23 protein-coding genes are annotated in these 16,272 nt (G+C 43.9%); 18 read left to right on the forward strand and 5 right to left on the reverse strand.

The genetic code is table 11. From position 1 onward, the window contains the following. Nucleotides 1-286: 286 nt before the first annotated feature. From BC792_RS18410 to mqnC, 3 genes are all read right to left on the reverse strand, one after another. Entirely contained in the window at nt 287-445 is a 159-nt protein-coding gene (locus tag BC792_RS18410) for a hypothetical protein (protein ID WP_170250055.1), read from the reverse strand. Nucleotides 446-576: 131 nt separating this feature from the next. After that, nucleotides 577-1,137: an SMC-Scp complex subunit ScpB gene (gene scpB, locus BC792_RS15885; RefSeq protein WP_148910002.1), complete on the reverse strand. Its 561-nt coding sequence runs from the start codon at nt 1,135-1,137 to the stop codon at nt 577-579. Nucleotides 1,138-1,148: 11 nt separating this feature from the next. Further along, nucleotides 1,149-2,270, reverse strand: a complete 1,122-nt coding sequence (gene mqnC / locus BC792_RS15890; RefSeq protein WP_148910003.1) for a cyclic dehypoxanthinyl futalosine synthase — start codon at nt 2,268-2,270, stop codon at nt 1,149-1,151. A gap of 340 nt (nt 2,271-2,610) precedes the next feature. Here mqnC and BC792_RS15895 point away from each other — a divergent pair, with 340 nt between their 5' ends. After that, on the forward strand, nt 2,611-3,051 hold the full coding sequence (locus BC792_RS15895) for an SRPBCC family protein (RefSeq protein WP_170250056.1): 441 nt from the start codon (nt 2,611-2,613) through the stop codon (nt 3,049-3,051). Between the two features lie 72 nt (nt 3,052-3,123). Further along, the gene (locus BC792_RS15900; protein ID WP_148910005.1) at nt 3,124-3,399 is read left to right on the forward strand and encodes a GNAT family N-acetyltransferase; all 276 of its coding nucleotides are present in this window, start codon (nt 3,124-3,126) and stop codon (nt 3,397-3,399) included. A gap of 60 nt (nt 3,400-3,459) precedes the next feature. Here BC792_RS15900 and BC792_RS15905 read toward each other — a convergent pair whose 3' ends face one another. Together BC792_RS15905 and BC792_RS15910 are read right to left on the reverse strand one after the other, a co-directional pair. Beyond that, nucleotides 3,460-4,221 (reverse strand): sulfite exporter TauE/SafE family protein, encoded by a 762-nt coding sequence (locus BC792_RS15905; RefSeq protein ID WP_148910006.1) that lies wholly within the window; start codon nt 4,219-4,221, stop codon nt 3,460-3,462. Nucleotides 4,222-4,229: 8 nt separating this feature from the next. Continuing rightward, nucleotides 4,230-4,916 carry an HAD family hydrolase gene (locus BC792_RS15910; protein WP_148910007.1) on the reverse strand — a complete coding sequence of 229 codons (687 nt, stop codon included), beginning with the start codon at nt 4,914-4,916 and terminating at the stop codon, nt 4,230-4,232. Nucleotides 4,917-5,020: 104 nt separating this feature from the next. Here BC792_RS15910 and BC792_RS15915 point away from each other — a divergent pair, with 104 nt between their 5' ends. The 16 genes from BC792_RS15915 (at nt 5,021) to BC792_RS15990 (ending at nt 16,186) form a co-directional block, all read left to right on the forward strand. After that, nucleotides 5,021-6,271, forward strand: coding sequence for a tyrosine-type recombinase/integrase (locus BC792_RS15915; RefSeq protein WP_170250057.1), 1,251 nt, complete (start codon nt 5,021-5,023; stop codon nt 6,269-6,271). Between the two features lie 17 nt (nt 6,272-6,288). Beyond that, the gene (locus BC792_RS15920) at nt 6,289-6,585 is read left to right on the forward strand and encodes a hypothetical protein (RefSeq protein ID WP_148910009.1); all 297 of its coding nucleotides are present in this window, start codon (nt 6,289-6,291) and stop codon (nt 6,583-6,585) included. A 27-nt stretch (nt 6,586-6,612) separates the two neighbouring features. Continuing rightward, nucleotides 6,613-6,975 carry a DUF2513 domain-containing protein gene (locus tag BC792_RS15925; protein ID WP_148910010.1) on the forward strand — a complete coding sequence of 121 codons (363 nt, stop codon included), beginning with the start codon at nt 6,613-6,615 and terminating at the stop codon, nt 6,973-6,975. A gap of 146 nt (nt 6,976-7,121) precedes the next feature. Continuing rightward, a complete protein-coding gene (locus BC792_RS15930; RefSeq protein WP_148910011.1) occupies nt 7,122-7,586 on the forward strand; it encodes a DNA-packaging protein in 465 nt (154 codons plus the stop codon). Continuing rightward, nucleotides 7,586-8,923: a terminase family protein gene (locus BC792_RS15935; protein WP_148910012.1), complete on the forward strand. Its 1,338-nt coding sequence runs from the start codon at nt 7,586-7,588 to the stop codon at nt 8,921-8,923. Before BC792_RS15930 ends, BC792_RS15935 begins: the two co-directional genes overlap by 1 nt. A 170-nt stretch (nt 8,924-9,093) precedes the next feature. Next, on the forward strand, nt 9,094-10,476 hold the full coding sequence (locus BC792_RS15940) for a phage portal protein (protein WP_148910013.1): 1,383 nt from the start codon (nt 9,094-9,096) through the stop codon (nt 10,474-10,476). 194 nt (nt 10,477-10,670) lie between these two features. After that, nucleotides 10,671-11,462: a phage minor head protein gene (locus BC792_RS15945; protein WP_148910014.1), complete on the forward strand. Its 792-nt coding sequence runs from the start codon at nt 10,671-10,673 to the stop codon at nt 11,460-11,462. Between the two features lie 76 nt (nt 11,463-11,538). Beyond that, a complete protein-coding gene (locus tag BC792_RS15950) occupies nt 11,539-12,231 on the forward strand; it encodes an HK97 family phage prohead protease (protein ID WP_148910015.1) in 693 nt (230 codons plus the stop codon). Between the two features lie 3 nt (nt 12,232-12,234). Next, nucleotides 12,235-13,491: a phage major capsid protein gene (locus BC792_RS15955; RefSeq protein WP_148910016.1), complete on the forward strand. Its 1,257-nt coding sequence runs from the start codon at nt 12,235-12,237 to the stop codon at nt 13,489-13,491. An 81-nt stretch (nt 13,492-13,572) separates the two neighbouring features. Further along, nucleotides 13,573-13,785, forward strand: a complete 213-nt coding sequence (locus BC792_RS15960) for a hypothetical protein (protein WP_148910017.1) — start codon at nt 13,573-13,575, stop codon at nt 13,783-13,785. A 2-nt stretch (nt 13,786-13,787) separates the two neighbouring features. Continuing rightward, on the forward strand, nt 13,788-14,096 hold the full coding sequence (locus tag BC792_RS15965; protein ID WP_148910018.1) for a head-tail connector protein: 309 nt from the start codon (nt 13,788-13,790) through the stop codon (nt 14,094-14,096). Further along, on the forward strand, nt 14,096-14,428 hold the full coding sequence (locus tag BC792_RS15970; RefSeq protein ID WP_148910019.1) for a phage head closure protein: 333 nt from the start codon (nt 14,096-14,098) through the stop codon (nt 14,426-14,428). Before BC792_RS15965 ends, BC792_RS15970 begins: the two co-directional genes overlap by 1 nt. Beyond that, complete coding sequence (locus BC792_RS15975) at nt 14,421-14,897, forward strand: hypothetical protein (protein ID WP_148910020.1); 477 nt, start codon at nt 14,421-14,423, stop codon at nt 14,895-14,897. Before BC792_RS15970 ends, BC792_RS15975 begins: the two co-directional genes overlap by 8 nt. Continuing rightward, nucleotides 14,897-15,376: a hypothetical protein gene (locus tag BC792_RS15980; protein ID WP_148910021.1), complete on the forward strand. Its 480-nt coding sequence runs from the start codon at nt 14,897-14,899 to the stop codon at nt 15,374-15,376. The genes BC792_RS15975 and BC792_RS15980 overlap by 1 nt, the downstream gene beginning before the upstream one ends. 2 nt (nt 15,377-15,378) lie before the next feature. After that, nucleotides 15,379-15,849, forward strand: coding sequence for a hypothetical protein (locus BC792_RS15985; RefSeq protein ID WP_148910022.1), 471 nt, complete (start codon nt 15,379-15,381; stop codon nt 15,847-15,849). A gap of 1 nt (nt 15,850) precedes the next feature. Beyond that, nucleotides 15,851-16,186: a hypothetical protein gene (locus BC792_RS15990; protein WP_148910023.1), complete on the forward strand. Its 336-nt coding sequence runs from the start codon at nt 15,851-15,853 to the stop codon at nt 16,184-16,186. Nucleotides 16,187-16,272 lie beyond the last annotated feature (86 nt).

Consider the following 16,272-nt stretch of genomic DNA (forward strand, 5'->3'; position numbering starts at 1 on the left):
AAGCCTACATTAAGATACGAAAAAAGGAGCAGAAAACTGCTGTTTTCCACTCCTTTTTTTAGCCTTTTTTCTAAGGGGACTTTTTCAGTGCCCTTGCGATCGCAGTGCCTTTTTTTGTGAACGTCTTTTCTTTAATCCATTAATGCTTATTCCGATGGCACAATGAACGCCGTACACGCTGTTTCGAAGGTCATTGAGAATCCCATGATTATTGGCGTTCCGATGGGGGTGGTAAAACCTCTTTTTCCTCCGTAAGTTTTTTGTCTAGTTCAACAGGTAGGATTGATTAGAAATCATCATCATCAAAGTCGTCAAATTCCCCAATTGAATCGATTTCGTCCATTATGCCGAAATCGTCATCATAGACATCATCTGCATCATCCTCTGGACCGTTAAAATTGATGATCTCATCAATTAAAACTTCTTGTTCTGCCACTTGCATCATAGTCTTCTCGTGTTAAAAAATGATAAATCTATTGTTTGTTACCTAGCGTAAAATTAGTTAAGAATCTTCTAACTTTAAATTTTTTTTATTTTTTTATCGTTTGTAAATGAGGTGATTATGTGGCGTATGGCCTAGTCAGAAGTCTCGCCGATACTATTCTCTTCCGTAACGATATCTTTTAGTTGCGGCAGGTCTTTGGGGGAGTTCAGGCCGAAATGATGCATAAACTGCTCGCTGGTGCCGTAAAGCAAAGGCTTTCCGATCGTATCGGCCTTTCCTTCAATCTGAATAAGCTTCTTTTCCAGCAAGCGCTGGATGGAATAATCACAGTTTACGCCACGTATCTGTTCGACCTCGAGCTTTGTTATAGGTTGGCGGTACGCAATAATAGCTAACGTCTCCAGGGCCGATTGGCTCAGCTTCTTGCGGTCTTTGTGCGCCTGCAGCTGATTGACCACCTCATGGTACTTTTCTTTCGTGAGAAATTGGTATTGGTTATTGATGGTTTTAAGTGCGAATACGTGGTCTTCATCTTCGTATTTTACCTGTATCTTCTTCAGCAGGTCGACCACCTCGTCTTTGTTTATGTCGATAGCCAAGGCGTCCTGTAACACCTGTTTTAACTCTTGTGCACTTATTCCTTCTTCGGCAGCGAATATGGCAGCTTCTATATTCAATAAGATGTCTTTCACTCTAGTGTTCCTTAATAGTTAATGATCTGCTCTTCCATATCCGGAAGTTCTCTAAACTCGTACTTTTGTGTGCGCAACTGGGGCTCGAAGCCGGCCTCGCGTATAGCTTCTTGTATGGAACGGGAGGTAAACCGATGTGGTGCCCCGGCAGCCGATACGACATTTTCCTCGATCATGATTGAACCGAAGTCGTTCGCCCCCGCATGCAGACACAGCTGTGCTGTACGCTTACCCACCGTTAGCCAGGACGCCTGAATATTTTTTATGTTGGGTAACATTATCCGGCTCAAAGCGATCATGCGGATATATTCTTCGCTGGTTATAGTATTGGTGATACCGCGCAGTCGCTTTAGAAGCGTGCCGTCATCTTGAAACGGCCACGGAATAAAAGCTATAAAACCATAAGCGTCGGCAGGCCTTTCTTCTTGTACCTCTCTGATCCAGACCAAGTGCTCGAAACGTTCTTCTATGGTCTCGATATGCCCAAACATCATGGTGGCGGACGTCGGCAGGTTAATCTTATGTGCTGCGCGCATTACATCAAGCCATTCCTGGCCTCCACATTTTCCCTTTGAGATGAGACGTCGCACCCGGTCGTTCAAAATTTCAGCTCCTGCTCCCGGCAGCGAATCCAATCCGGCATCCTTTAATTCGCGTAGCACGTCGATATGCGGAAGTCCCTCGAGTTTGGCAATATGAGCTATCTCCGGTGGTCCTAATGAATGTAGTTTAAGCGTTGGATATAGCTCCTTAAGCTGTCTGAATAACGTAGCATAAAACGACAGCCCCAGGTCGGGATGGTGGCCGCCCTGCAGGAGAAGTTGGTCGCCGCCATAGCGGAATGTTTCCTCGACCTTCTGTTTGTATGTTTCTATATCCGTTATATAGCTCTCGTCGTGTCCCGGACGGCGGAAGAAGTTACAGAACTTGCAGTTCGCAATACAGACATTGGTGGTATTTACGTTCCTATCGATCTGCCAGGTAACCTTGCCGTGCGGAACCTGCATCTTTCTCAGTTCGTTCGCGACGTATGTCAGGTCTGCGGTTGCTGCGTTATGATAAAGGAATATCCCTTCCTCTTTGCTTAGAAAATCAAAGGTTAACGCCCGCTCAAGTAATTTATCTACATTCATCAAAACAAAGATACGTAGGATTTCTGTTAGTGTGAAATAGGGAGTATGACAGATTTCGTTCTACGGGCGTGCAGATACCTCAAACGCAGTAGAGGCACTATTTCAAAGTTTTTTCGATGACGGCCGGCAGGGCTACAGGCGGTTTGCTTATTTGGATCTGTGGTCTATGCTGTAAACGGGGAGAAGTAGATTCAGTAAAGCAACATCAATCTGCCGTTGCAGCGACCGGGGAGGGCATCGCCGGCCTGCCCAACACCACGCTCGCCGGATATTTTTTACCTTTAAAAGAAAAACTATTATAAGAAATTTTTGTTATATTTATTGAAAAACAATGGAGGTCATGACGAAAACCGTACCAGTCCTAGTAGAGCGGACATATTCCGCTAGTCTTGATGCCGTGTGGGATGCCTTAACGGATAAGACGAAAATAAAAGCATGGTATTTCGAGATACCAGACTTTGAACCAAAAGAGGGGGCAGAGTTCGAGTTTTATGAGCCCGGTGATGCCAAGCGTTATCGACATCATTGTAAAATTTTGGATGTTAAGCCTAAGGAGCTGCTGCGGTACAGTTGGGCGCATCCTTCACACAGCGAAGGATCATCGGTTGTCAGCTGGCACCTGATGCCACGGGGTAGTGCTACTACTGTGCGCTTGGTGCATGAGGGGGTCGAGAACTTTTCTGACGCCGGCGACAACTTTGCCCGTGCAAAATATGAGAAAGGATGGAATACGATTCTGAGTGCTTCGTTAGCACATTTCCTGGAGGAAAACGGGCGGTAAGCGCCGGGTTTTACCGGAGCCGTGTCGGTGTCCCGTCTGCACAGTAATTAAACTAAAGAAAAAATAGCGGTTATGGAATTAATACATGTTGCGGAGCAAGCTAAGTGGCTGGCTTTGAATGATGAGGTGCAAGTCGGAGAACTTGTTTATGAGATAGCCAACGGTGTAATGACGATTACGCACACCGAGGTCGAACCCTTCTACCGAGGGAACAAAATAGCAGAAGAACTGGTGTTAGCGGCGATCAAACAGGCCCGCGAAAGCAATCTTAAAGTTGTTCCCGCCTGTTCGTTTGCAGTAACAGTTTTTGAGCGGTATCCCGACCAGCGCGATGTTTTAGCTGAATAAGGGGGGCGGGTATTCGCTTTTTCGAACCAATTATCGTCTGCACGACGGGCGGGGCATCTCCTAGAGGATGAGCAACAGAGCAGATAGCAGGACCAGTATCATAATCAATATTCTGAAACCCTTTTCGGGAAGCACTTTAATAATCTTAATGCCGATTATACCACCCACCAGTATAAACGGGAGCGCTATAAGGTTGAGGTAAAGTCCCGCCCAGCTTAGGTTGTTCCATACGAGGCCCTGTAACGGGATTTTTGTGAGGTTAAGTATCATAATAAACCAAGCAGACGTGGCGGCAAAGCTGATTTTCGGTAGCCTTTTTGATAACATGTAGACCGAAAGCGCCGGTCCTGCAGCATTGCCGATCATTGTCGAAAAACCGAGTATAAGACCGAAGATCGGAGCGTACCAACGATTGCCGACCAACCGGTCCTGTACATCTTTGGAAGCCCTTTCAAGCCAGAGCATGATGCCCATGCCCACGATAATGCAGACACCGATCAGCACCTTAAAGACCTGATCGTTTACGCTTCCGCCCAAAAATAGTCCGATACCGAGACCGGCCAACGAGGCAGGCAGCAATTTTTTTACTTCCATCCATAGAAACGCCTTCCGGTAATAGACGACAGCTATCAGATCGGCAAAACAGAGTAGAATCAGAACAATACCCGTAGAGTACCTGGCACCAAACAGGAAGGCAAACAAAGGAACAGCAAGCGTTCCCACGTTTTGTATTCCTGTTTTCGACATGCCGATCAACATGGCGCATACGAAATACAGCACCCATCCGGAAGGAGAGGAAATTAACTGCAGCGCTTCTTCCATGTGCCCGGTCAACTATTCAACAAATTTAAAACGCCGTCCGCGTTTATTTCGCTATAGTTGTGTATATAGAAGTCGCAGGGAGGCAGCTGCTCCCGGGTATGGCTACTTAAAACACCAACAACTTTCATTCCTGCACGAAGTGCTGCCGTAACGCCGGAAAAAGAGTCTTCAAAAACCACACATTCAGCGGGGGAGACTCCCAACCGTTCCGCCGACATCAGATACACTTCCGGATCGGGCTTATGATGGGTCACGTCTTCACTTGCCAGGAGTGATTCCATCTTCTCTTCAATTTTTAGCACATCTAGTATCAGATCTAGATTCGCCCGCGGAGCCGAGGTAGCCACGGCTGTCCTAAAACCGTGAAGCTTTAGATCTTCCAAAAACTCTATATAGTAGGGTAGGGTTTCCACTTTTTCCCTATAAATGCTGCGGAACAACCCCTCTTTTTCCTCTTCCAGCTTTCTCAATTCTTCCCCAGATATCGCCCGCTTAAAAAAATGGGTCATTATGTAGCTGTTATGTTTGCCGTACATATGCTCTTCGAACTCCTGTTCGGTGTACGGGATCTGATAGTTATCGAAGAACGCTTCGAATGCTTTTGCATGGTATGGGTTTGTGTGGCAAATAACACCGTCCATGTCAAAGATGACGGCTTTTTGGCTAAAATCTTTAGTTTTATCGTTTAAATGCATTTAAAGACACTTTTTTGTTATATATTTACTAATAATTTTATCAAACGTACTCACTTTGTTATGACGTTTGAAGCGAAATGTTTTGTAAAAGCTTTATAAAAACAATGGCGACAATCACACCAACAATTCTACAAAACAATCGGCGCAAAGACGGGCGATGGGTTGTTGTTTACAGGCTTACACACCGGCGGCAATCGGTGTATATAAAGACCTCAAACCTTATAGGTCCGTCACAGCTCAACAAAGATAATACTATCAAGCAGAAATACGTAATCGACTATCTGGCGTCGGAAGTGAAGCTCCTGGAGCATAGGATCGCTTCTTTAGGCCTTAAAGCAGAGAGGTACACAGCGGCCCAGCTCAAAGAGTATATCTTAGCCTCGGATCAGGATGTTGATTTTCTGCAATTCTGTGACGAGCATTACGAAGTGTTAAAGAGGACGCTTAAGCCTAACACCGTAGGCACCTACCGGACTACCATAAACCATCTTAAGGACTTTCAGGGTAATAAAAAGTTATTCTGCCGAGAAATTACCTCGGCATATGTCAAGAGGTTCATGGAGTACGTACAGGAGCCTAAAACCATCGTTAGAATGGTAGGCGAGGGGAGCCGTCAGACTTCGCTTAGAAAGAGTAGAACAGTATCTGGCAACTCACTGTACACGATATTTTTCCGGTTCAGGAAGCTATTCGATTGGTGCAAGGAGCGGTATAATGACGAGGATATGGGAATAATACGAATACCCAATAGCCCGTTCGACAGAGTTCCGGCCCCAAAGATGCAGGCAACAAAGAAAAGGAGCATAAGCGTAGAGGACATACGCAAGATAAGGGACTATCAGCCGGTAAGCTCGACGGAGATGGCAGCCAAGAACCTGTTCATGCTATCGTTTTACCTGTGCGGCATCAACATGATCGATATTAGAAACAACATATCCTCTATAGGTAAGCGATTGGAATACTACAGGTCAAAAGTAGAAAGACGAAACGACAGAGGCTTTATAAGCATTAAGATCCCGAAGGAGGCCAAGCCCTACATGCAGTGGTATATCGAGGTTAAGGATCGTTGGTCGAACTCCAAGAACATGACCTTTGCTGCCAATAAGGGACTTAAGAGCATGTCGGAGAAGCTGGATATCGACCCAAATCTTTCTACCTACTATGCCCGGCACTCTTTTGCAACTATTGGCCGTAACGACTGCCGGATACCGGAGGAGTATATATCACGAGCGCTTAATCACGTTGGCTCAGGCAACAGGGTAACCGACATCTATCTGGCGCCGGATTGGTCTATAATAGATGAGGTACAAGAAAAGGTAATTAATAAAATAAATGAAGATATACACACTAAATAAATTAGTATATTTGAAGTATGGATACACAAAAACTAAACGTTCTTGTTTTCGACGGCGTCGTAAAATTTGCCAGTGAACCTGACTACTATATGCAGGGGCAGGATGAATATATCATTGAGTTGACGATAGACAACCAGATGTTGGATGATCACGAGTTTTTATCATCGTATATTCGGGACAAGGCATCATCATTCCTAACCAAGGAAAAGGTAAAACCGCAAGATTATTATATGGAAGTAGTTTTCGTACAACATCATGCGGAATTACTCAAAGAGGAAAAGACTTTGATTCGAGTAATTACCAAGAAAAAATAAAAATTATTTAGTTAAAAATAATTTATTATGAAACTAGACATAGAGCTTTGCAGGGTCATATTGCAGAAAATTGAGGATGAGGGAGGTATAGATGGTATGGAAGATTTTCCTAGCATAGACGGTCACGACGACCATTTCGTATACTACCAGATTAAGAAGATGGGCGAGGCAGGCTATGTAAAGCATAAAATACACGGCAAAGGGAGTCGAAGTGATTATGATTATTTTACAGTAGAACTAACCTTTCAGGGACACGATTTTTTGAAGCAAATGTTAGATGATACAATATGGAGCAAGACGAAGTCTATAGCCAAGAAAAGTGGCATGTCTTTAACCTTCGAAACAGTGAAAGCAATTATACCAATAGCCATACAATCATTATTGCCATAATCGGCATATACGGACAGTACAAAATTACTAGGTGAGCCTTCTGTTTAAATTGACAGAGGGCTTTTTCTTTTTGTATGCCTTTAAACAAAACTTGCAAAGCTAAAAAGTTTAGCATAAATTTGATTTAGTTTTAGCAATTTTTAGCAATGGCAGCACCTAAAGGGAATCAGTTTTGGAAGTTACGATCTAAACATGGACGGGATAAGTTGTTCTCATCCCCCCAAATGCTATGGGATGCAGCTTGCGAATATTTCCAATGGTGCGATGAAAATCCTTGGGTAAAGAACGAAGCGGTAAAGTCAGGTGATTTAGCTGGAACAATCATTAGAGTGCCGACATCAAGACCTTATACATTAACGGGGTTATGCTTATACCTAGATTGCAACACAAAGTATTTCAGCGATTTTGAATCGGGTTTGAAGGAATCCGATAAAGATTTTTCCGAAGTCGTTACACGTATACGGGAAACAATCTACTCGCAAAAATTCGAAGGTGCTGCCGTAGGTGCCTTCAATCCCAATATCATTGCAAGGGATTTAGGTTTGGCAGACAAACAGGAGCATGACGTAAGTGCTAAAATAGAACAGATTACGGGAATGGTCATTAAGTAATGCAAATTGTATTTGATACCAATGGGAACGAAAAGCAAAAAGAAGTCTGCGTACTATGGAATGATCCAATAGTATCGGATATAGCTTACGGCGGTTCCAAAGGATCGGGTAAATCATATTTAGGGTGTTCTTTGATATTTGGCGATGCTTGTATGTATCCTGAAACACATTATTTCATAGCTCGTAAAAAGCTAAATGATATTAGGAAATATACAATACCATCAATTCACGAGGTGTTTGGGCATTGGGGGCTCAATGATCGGTATTTTTCATTCAATGGACAGGACAACTACTTTACGCTGTACAATAAGAGTCGCGTGTATCTATTAGAAGCTAAATACCTGCCATCCGATCCACAATATTACCGATTCGGTTCTATGCAAATGACAAGGGGCTGGATTGAGGAAGCGGGAGAATTTGAAGAAGCGGCAAAAAATAATCTAAGCGCTTCTATCGGTAGGTGGAAGAACGACACGTATAATCTAGCACCTAAATTGTTGCAGACCTGTAATCCTTCTAAGAACTATCTCTACCGCGACTACTACATGAAGCATAAGAAGGGTATGATTGAGGAATGGCGTAGATTCGTTCAGGCTTTGCCGTCGGATAATAAAAAGCTCCCGTCCGGTTACTTGGAAAACCTTAAACGTACTTTGACAACAAATGAAAAGGAGCGACTTCTATACGGTAATTGGGAGTACGACGATGATCCGGCTGTACTTATCGACTATAACAAGATAATAGACCTTTTCAGTAATGATTTTGTAGAAGAGGGAGAAAGGTATATCACAGCGGATATAGCCCGGTTTGGTAGGGATAGAACGGTTATAGGTGTATGGAATGGGTTTAGATTAATTCGTATCGTTACGATTGGTAAAAATAAGGTTACCGAGGCGGCCCAAGCCATAAAGGAATTGAAGGATCAGTATTTCGTTCCCACGTCCAATATAGTAGTAGATGAGGACGGTGTAGGTGGTGGTGTTGTAGATATTTTGGAGTGCAACGGATTTGTAAACAATTCCAGTCCATTAGACAACCCTGATAGTAAAGAGCCGGAGAACTACAGCAACTTAAAGAGTCAAATGTACTATGCTTTAGCTAGGAAGATAAATGAGGTAGGAATGTACATTAACTGCGATGACAGCGAAATTAAGGATGCTATAATCCAAGAACTGGAACAGGTTAAGCAACACAACATGGACAAGGATACTAAAAAATCAGTATTGCCAAAAGAAAAGATTAAAGAGTTGTTGGGTAGATCCCCCGATTACGCAGATATGATAATGATGAGGATGTGGTTTGAGTATAGATTTAAATTCGAGTTCTATGTCAGATAAGGAAAAAAACATTGTTCTGGCCATACGGCTGGTTATATCGGTAGCGATGGTCTACCTAGTGCATGCATTCGTAATAGCGGATGCATCAGTATTTAATTGGCATTGGGTTGCCAGACTTACTTTTGTCCTATCAACCCTTTCCTTGTTTGTGACTGTAAATAAATCGGAAAATGTCTAGTTTAGGAACATTGGTAAGTAAGGCTCTAGGCTTCAACAGTGACCGCCGACGCGTGGAAAATCAGCTTAACGAAATACTCTACGGGAACCTGATCAACTTCAAGGACGTGGTATTTTACAACTACTGCAAAGAGGACTTTATCACGAAAGGATATATGGCAAATGCAGAGGTGTATTCTATTGTCCGCAAGATAGTCGATAAGTGTTCTTTTGCTCCCATGTACGTCTACATAGATAAGGAAGATAAGAAGGCAATGCGGTATAAGTCGTGCAAGCGTTCTATCGATAGGGTGGAGCATGCCAAATACAACATATACCGAACCAAGTCGCTGGACTTTGCCCCGGAAAACAATGATCTTTCCCGTTTAATAGATAGGCCCAATGAACAACAGACCTGGGCCGAATTGGTTGAGCTGTTACGTATCTTCTACTTTGTGCAGGGTGAGGCATTTCTATACCGGGAAACGGCGGAGGGTAGTGACATCGCGCAATCAGTTCATGTTTGTCCGGCGAACCTTATGGAACCGGTATTCGGAGGAACAATAGACGGGCCTATAACCGGATGGAAGCTGAATATGCTAAACGGCTCCATCCGCAAACTGGACGCTAAAGACGTGTTTCAACTCAAAATGGCAAACCCCAAGTTTGATAGCATGGGTAGCCAGTTGCGAGGTATGTCTCCACTTGAAGCTGGGCAAAGATATCTGCAGCTCGACGATTCAGCGGTTAAGGCTTGGTTAAATGGGGTAGTCAATGAGGGAGCTAAAGGTTTGATCAGTCCTAACCATGCCGATCCCAAATTATGGCTTAGCCCTACCCAAGTAGATGCCCTTCAAGACAGCATAGAGAAGAAAATACACGGGACCGAAAACAAGAACAAGGTTATCGCGTCTGCAATGCCTTTGCAGTACACGGCAATCGGTTTAAGTCCGCAGGCGCTAGCGGTGATAGATGGTCTTAAGTACTCCAACATCAAGCTATGCGATTTATGGGGCGTTCCTCCGGTGCTGTTCGATCCTAATCCGACATATCAGAACATGAAGGAAGCAAGGGAAAGGTTTGTCAACGAAGTTATTTTGCCATATCTATCCAAAGAAGAAGATGCGCTAAATAGATGGCTTGTAGAACCGTTTAGACGTCAGGATAAGCGCAACTATGTCTTGGACTACGATACTAGCGTATACGACGAACTGAAACTTGATCTAGAGGAAAGGAAAGCATTAGCTGAGATACTTTCGATCAACGAAATGCGAGTTCTGGAAGGGTGGGAGGAGCTGCCGGAGGAAGTGGCTAACCAAGTATTCATATCACAGGGTAAAGTTCCTTTGAGCGAATATGAAATGGGTATAACATTAAATGATGATTTAAATAAATAATTATGATCACAGAGATTATTTACGAGGCTAAATGTAAGCATTGCGTTTTCTTTGAGAAAGGTAGGGTATTAAAGAATAATGGAGAAGAATCTAAACGAGTTATACATTTTTGTAATAACAAAGAATCAGAGCTAGATCACCAAATGATTACTTTAAAAGATAAAGCGTGTGATAAAATACAATTACTATAACTAATGAACCCACGCCTACAACTAAGAAGATACGCCAACAGGGAGAATAGAAAGCTAAAAGCATATGAACGCAAGTATGCCAAGGTTATCTATTCCATTCTTGATAAGCAGCTGGAAGAGGCAATTCGCAACATCCAGCATGGCGCCATGTTCTTGGATTATGACATGTATGATAGACTGAGTGATCTGTATAGAGAGGTGGGGGTCGATCTGGCTAATGATCAGTACGACGCCCTGACGTCCTTCCATACCAAAGCATCGAACTTCTTTCTCAACCAATGGCTTGAATTCATGACCAACTATATCTTGGCCAATATGGGTCTAAGAGTGTCCCGTATAAACGAGACAACCCGAAAGAAGATCCAGGAGACCATAGCAATCGGTAACAACTTAGGGATGACTATAGAAAAGATATCTTCGTTCCTGAGGCAACGTATCGGCACTTTCAACCGGTACCGAGCTACCATGATTGCTAGAACAGAGATCGCCGAAGCTGCTAATGTAGCAAAAGAAAAGAGCTCGCAGGACTGGGAGCAGGAAACCGGAGAGAACGTGTACAAGATGTGGATACACCGTTATGCAAAAGAACCTCGTCTTTTCCATCACGAGCAGGACAACGGGAAGGCTATTCCGAAAAGCGAATACTTCTTGGTTAGGAATCCAAAAACAGGGCTCTTAGACGAGATGATGAGGCCCCACGATCCCAACGTAGGGGGAGAACAGAATATCAATTGTTCGTGTGTAGCTGTGTATGTATCGGAGGGATACGCCCGTAGAGTCAACGCCACTAAATAAGTTGTTGCTAAAATTTGCTAAAAAAATTTGGTTCGAATAGCTAAAATATTTAGCTTTGGTACTAAATTAATTAGCAATGAGTGAATTGGTATACAAATCAGCATCGGTTCCTTTCAAGGACATGGATGACACGACAGGTCTACTGATAGGCTATGCTAATATTTATTCCCAAAAGGATCTCGTTGGGGACATATCCAATCCTTCCTCGTTTGTAAAGACTGTTAGCGAGCGAAAGGCTAAGATCAAAATCTATAAAAACCACGACAATAATCTACTGGTAGGTGTTCCTCAGGAGCTTAATCCCTATGATCCGGTAGGGTTACATCTTACTGCAAAAATGCTGATGGAAACAGCATTAGGCCGAGATACCTATTACGAATCTAAGTTTCTTGTAGAGAATGGTTTTGAAAGCGGTTTTTCCATAGGCGGATATGTGGTAAAGAGAAATCCTAAGATGCGGGCGGAGGTTATGGAGTACAGGCTTAATGAGGTGTCTGTACTTACTAAAGAACAGGCAAGCCCCGGATCTATGGTCCAGATAGTAAAGTCCCTTCAGGATATGGACGAAATAACACAGGAAACATTCTGGAAAGTAGTTACTAAAGCTTATGACAATCACAAGTTCAGTGACGACGTATTGAAGTCATTGGAATCGTTTTTAAACATGTCACTCGATAACCGAGAGCCGGGCGGTAGCGCAGCCGACACCACTCCTGTTTCAGAGCCGACGCAGATAATAAAATCTATTTATTCACAATTTTTACCATAGATCATGGCAGAATTAACAGAAGAAGAAGTAAAGAAAGCGGCGCAGGAGAACATCGAAAAGATTGCGAAAACGGCCGCGGAAAAGACAGCTGAGGAAAAAGCAGCCGAAGCAGTCGAGAAGACTCTTAAGGAAAAAGCTTTTATTACCAGAGATGAAGCCGACAAGGCAGCTGAAGAAGCGGTAAAAAAGGCGTTAGAAGACAAGAAAGCTGAGGACGACAAGCGATTCGATACGCTGTCCGCACAAATCAAAAAGGCATCACAAATCGAACCGGAAGAAAAGGTGGAAAAATCATTCAACGAATACTTAGCGGAGGCTATCGAGGAAAATAAAGAGGCTATCCAAGGCTTCAAAAAAGGAAGCACAGAGCTAACAATAGCTTTGAAAGCAGTTGGCGATATGTCTATTGCTAACAACTTTCCGGGCGCTACTCCGTGGATTCAGGACGTTCGTACAGGTTTGATCGTTAACCCATACAACCGCGTATGGTTGTCGGATATCATACCTGGAGGAACTTCTTCAGGGAACTCTATCCTTTATCCAAAGGAAAACGGAGGAGAGGGAGCAGTTGGCCTGTGGACGGATAAGACTGTTGACAAGCCGCAGGTAGACTATGACCTGACAAGTCAGGCTGCATTTTTCAAATGGATCGCAGGATACGTCATTATCGAACGCGAAATGCTTGACGATATAGCGTGGTTGCAGTCGTACCTACAGGCAAAGCTTCTTATCTCGTATAAGACAGCAGAGAACAACTTCATCCTTAATGGGTCGACTGACGCAAATCCTGTAACCGGTATGTTGGCGGCCGCTACTGCGTACAATGGAATTTTCGAAAATCCCGTTGACCGCGTTATCGACGCTGGTTGGGGTCAGATCGTTGAAGACACGCAGGAGTTCTATCAGCCTACACATACCATCCTTAATCCAAGAGCAGCGGTGTCGTTAGGGCTTAACAAAGCTGACGGATCTGGCGAGTATGACTTACCTAACGGATCGGTAGCGTTCAGCAACGGGCGGTTGTCAATTGGCGGTCTAGATGTAGTTACAACGACAGGAATAGCTGCTACTGACTTCTTAACGTTTGACCGCAATGCGCTATCATACGTTACGCGCCTAGCGCCAGAGCTACGTATGTTCGAGGATGCTGCATTAGCTAAGCGAAACAAAGTTATGTTCCGTATCGAGGGTAGGGCCACATTGGCAATATTCAACGACAATGCATTAGTGACAGGGCCTTTAGCTGCTCCGGCACCGTAATCCAGGCTGTTAGTTAGTTCATATATTTTAGGTTAGAAGAGAAGGGTGGGGAAACCCGCCCTTTCTTTAAAAACATCACACATGAGAAAAGTAAGATTCCTAAAAGACCATGTTAACGGCATAAAGAAAGGGCAGGAGGGTGAGTTTAACGACGGCCGAGCGAACTATCTTGTGCGCGTAGGAGTGGCCGAGTTTGTGGATGAAACATCAGTTAAAACGTCTACAAAGCAATCGAAAGCGAAGGCAAAGACAAAGCCTGCCACAGCTAAATCGGAACCCTGTAAAACCTGCTAGTTATGGCGATACCCACATTAATCGAAGCTAAAGATTTTCTTCGTGTCGAAGTAGACTATTTTGACGGGGAGATCGAGTTGATGCTACAAGGAGCTATCCACCACGCAGAGAATATGACTGGTCGTAATTATACGAACCCTTTTGACGCTGAAACGTACGAGGATATGCCTGCAGAAGTAGCACAAGCAGTATTGATGGATGTGGCGACCGGATTTTCAAATCGGCAGAACAACACCGAGGACAACGAAAGAGAAGCTGTAAACGCGTCTATTTATGCTTATAGGCAGAATAGTAAAAAACCAATGTTCTAATGCAATTAGGCAAGTACGACCAACGTATAGAATTTGTGAAGTACGGACAAGAACCGGACGGAGCAGGTGGATACATCCCAACACGGGAGGTAATCCTTTCTTCTTGGGCATCGGTCGAACAGCTTAAGCAGCGCAAGGACTTGGAAGCGGTGAGCATGGGTTTAAAATCGGCTTTCCGTGTTAGAATGATGGTACGTAAAGAGTTCAAGCCGGGCGTAGGCACAAACGTAGAATGGAGAGGGAAAACGTACGCGGTTACTACTGATCCGCAGGTTGAAAACGTAAGAATGCAGCAGGAATGGATCTTTGACATAACTCAATCGAATGGCTAGGAGCGGAGTTGTAATCGACACAGTAACCCGAGAACTGGAAAGTTACCGGAAAGACCGTGTTAAAAAGATTATAGCGCTTGTAGCCGAGGTTATTTCCGCAATAGAGGTCGCTGCGTACAGGGACTTAAACCGTGGCAGTATGGATCGTGATAATATGGAAAGAGCAGGTGTTGACAGTCTAAACTTTATCCATATTGATAAGAAGTTTTCCAAAGGCGGACTCACCGGTGAGGTAGGGGTTTTCGGAGATAACGAGCTGGCCGCGTACTTTGAGTTTGGAACAGGATTGAGCGCAAGGGAAATACTAGCACCGTATCCGCAAGAAATTAAAGATATAGCTAAGCAATTCTACATTAACGGGCAAGGTACATTAAAAGGTCATCCATATCTATATAACAATTACTTACGGTATAAGAATGACTTTCTAAGAGATCTGGAAAAAATACTTAACAAAGAGACTAGAGCATAATGGATGTATCAGAAGCATTGAGGAGAGCATATATTGCCGCAATCGGCACTCTTACCGTAAATGGTACTGCTATTCCTGTATTCGACGAGTTTGTTAACCCTAACGTACCGTTGCCGGTATTGAAGCTTACTACCGATCCACGAGAAGAGGCACCGATGGTATACGTAGTTATTCAGGACCAGCAGGAAACGGAAGGACAGCAGAACTTCTGTAACTACCGCCAGAACTGCAATATAACCTTAAGGATAGTAACCATATTTAACACCGGAGGAGTGGTGGCTAAGAGATATGCGGAAGCGATCAGCGATGAAGTGCAAAGAAGAATAAAGCCTACGGGTAAAACGCACGCGCTGGTAAACGCGAACGGATATGTTTTCCAGAGGGTAGAAAAAGAATTAAGCCGAGGATATACCGAAAATACTAGCAGCAAAACAGCAATTAACAAAGTAATAATTTACAATAACGTAGTTAATCAGTAATCATGGCAAATGAAACTTATGCAAACGGCTGGAAGGGTATTCTTTCCGTTTGGGATGAAGCAGCAGGGGCATATAAGCCTTTAGCATGTCTCACCTCTACATCTCACTCCATGAGCGGGAATACAGTTGAAAAGGTAAACATGTGTACGGAAGGAAAAACGATTACCACCCTTCAGAGCATTACCGAAACGGTAGACTTCGAGGGAGAGGTAATTGATACAACAGCAGTCGGAGGGCAATCAGCACGAGCATCGTTAGCAGACATAAAGGCTCTCATGCGTGCAGAAGTTGCGCAGAAAAAGACTGATGATTTCAGGCTCTCACGAGATTTCGACGGAGATCTATATTTCCCCGGACAATTTTTAAGCATATCTGACACCTATAGTGCGGATGCAGATGCAACGTTTTCCGGTCAGCTGGGAATACAGGGTGAACCAACAGAAGTCGATCCACACGCAGAACCAGGAGGATAATATGAACAGAACTAAGATAACAGTTAACGGCAAGGAAGTAGAATTGCTATTTGGTATGTGGGCTCTAGGGTTAGTAGCCAAAAAAGGCTTGAAGATCACTGATATTAACGATAACCCTTTCCACTTTATTCCGCTCATCCTGCACGCTGCAGCATGTAATGCATCAGGCAGGGATGAAAGTGCCTATGACGAAGGAATGTTCTGGGATTTTGTCGATGAGGTTGGCGTGGGCCACGGGGATATAGCAAAGGCAATTACCTGTCTCACCAATTCGTTGGGATCATCGGCAAAAAAGGAGGTTCCCAAGACGTCGAAGAAAGCACCGACTACGAAATAGATTATACGGCCTGTGCTGAACTTGCTGTTGGGGAGATCGGCATTAGGCTGTATGATTATTATGACATGTCTTGGGAAGAATTTTCG

The sequence above is a fragment of the Sphingobacterium allocomposti genome (assembly GCF_008124885.1).
GTDB classification, from domain to species: domain Bacteria; phylum Bacteroidota; class Bacteroidia; order Sphingobacteriales; family Sphingobacteriaceae; genus Sphingobacterium; species Sphingobacterium allocomposti.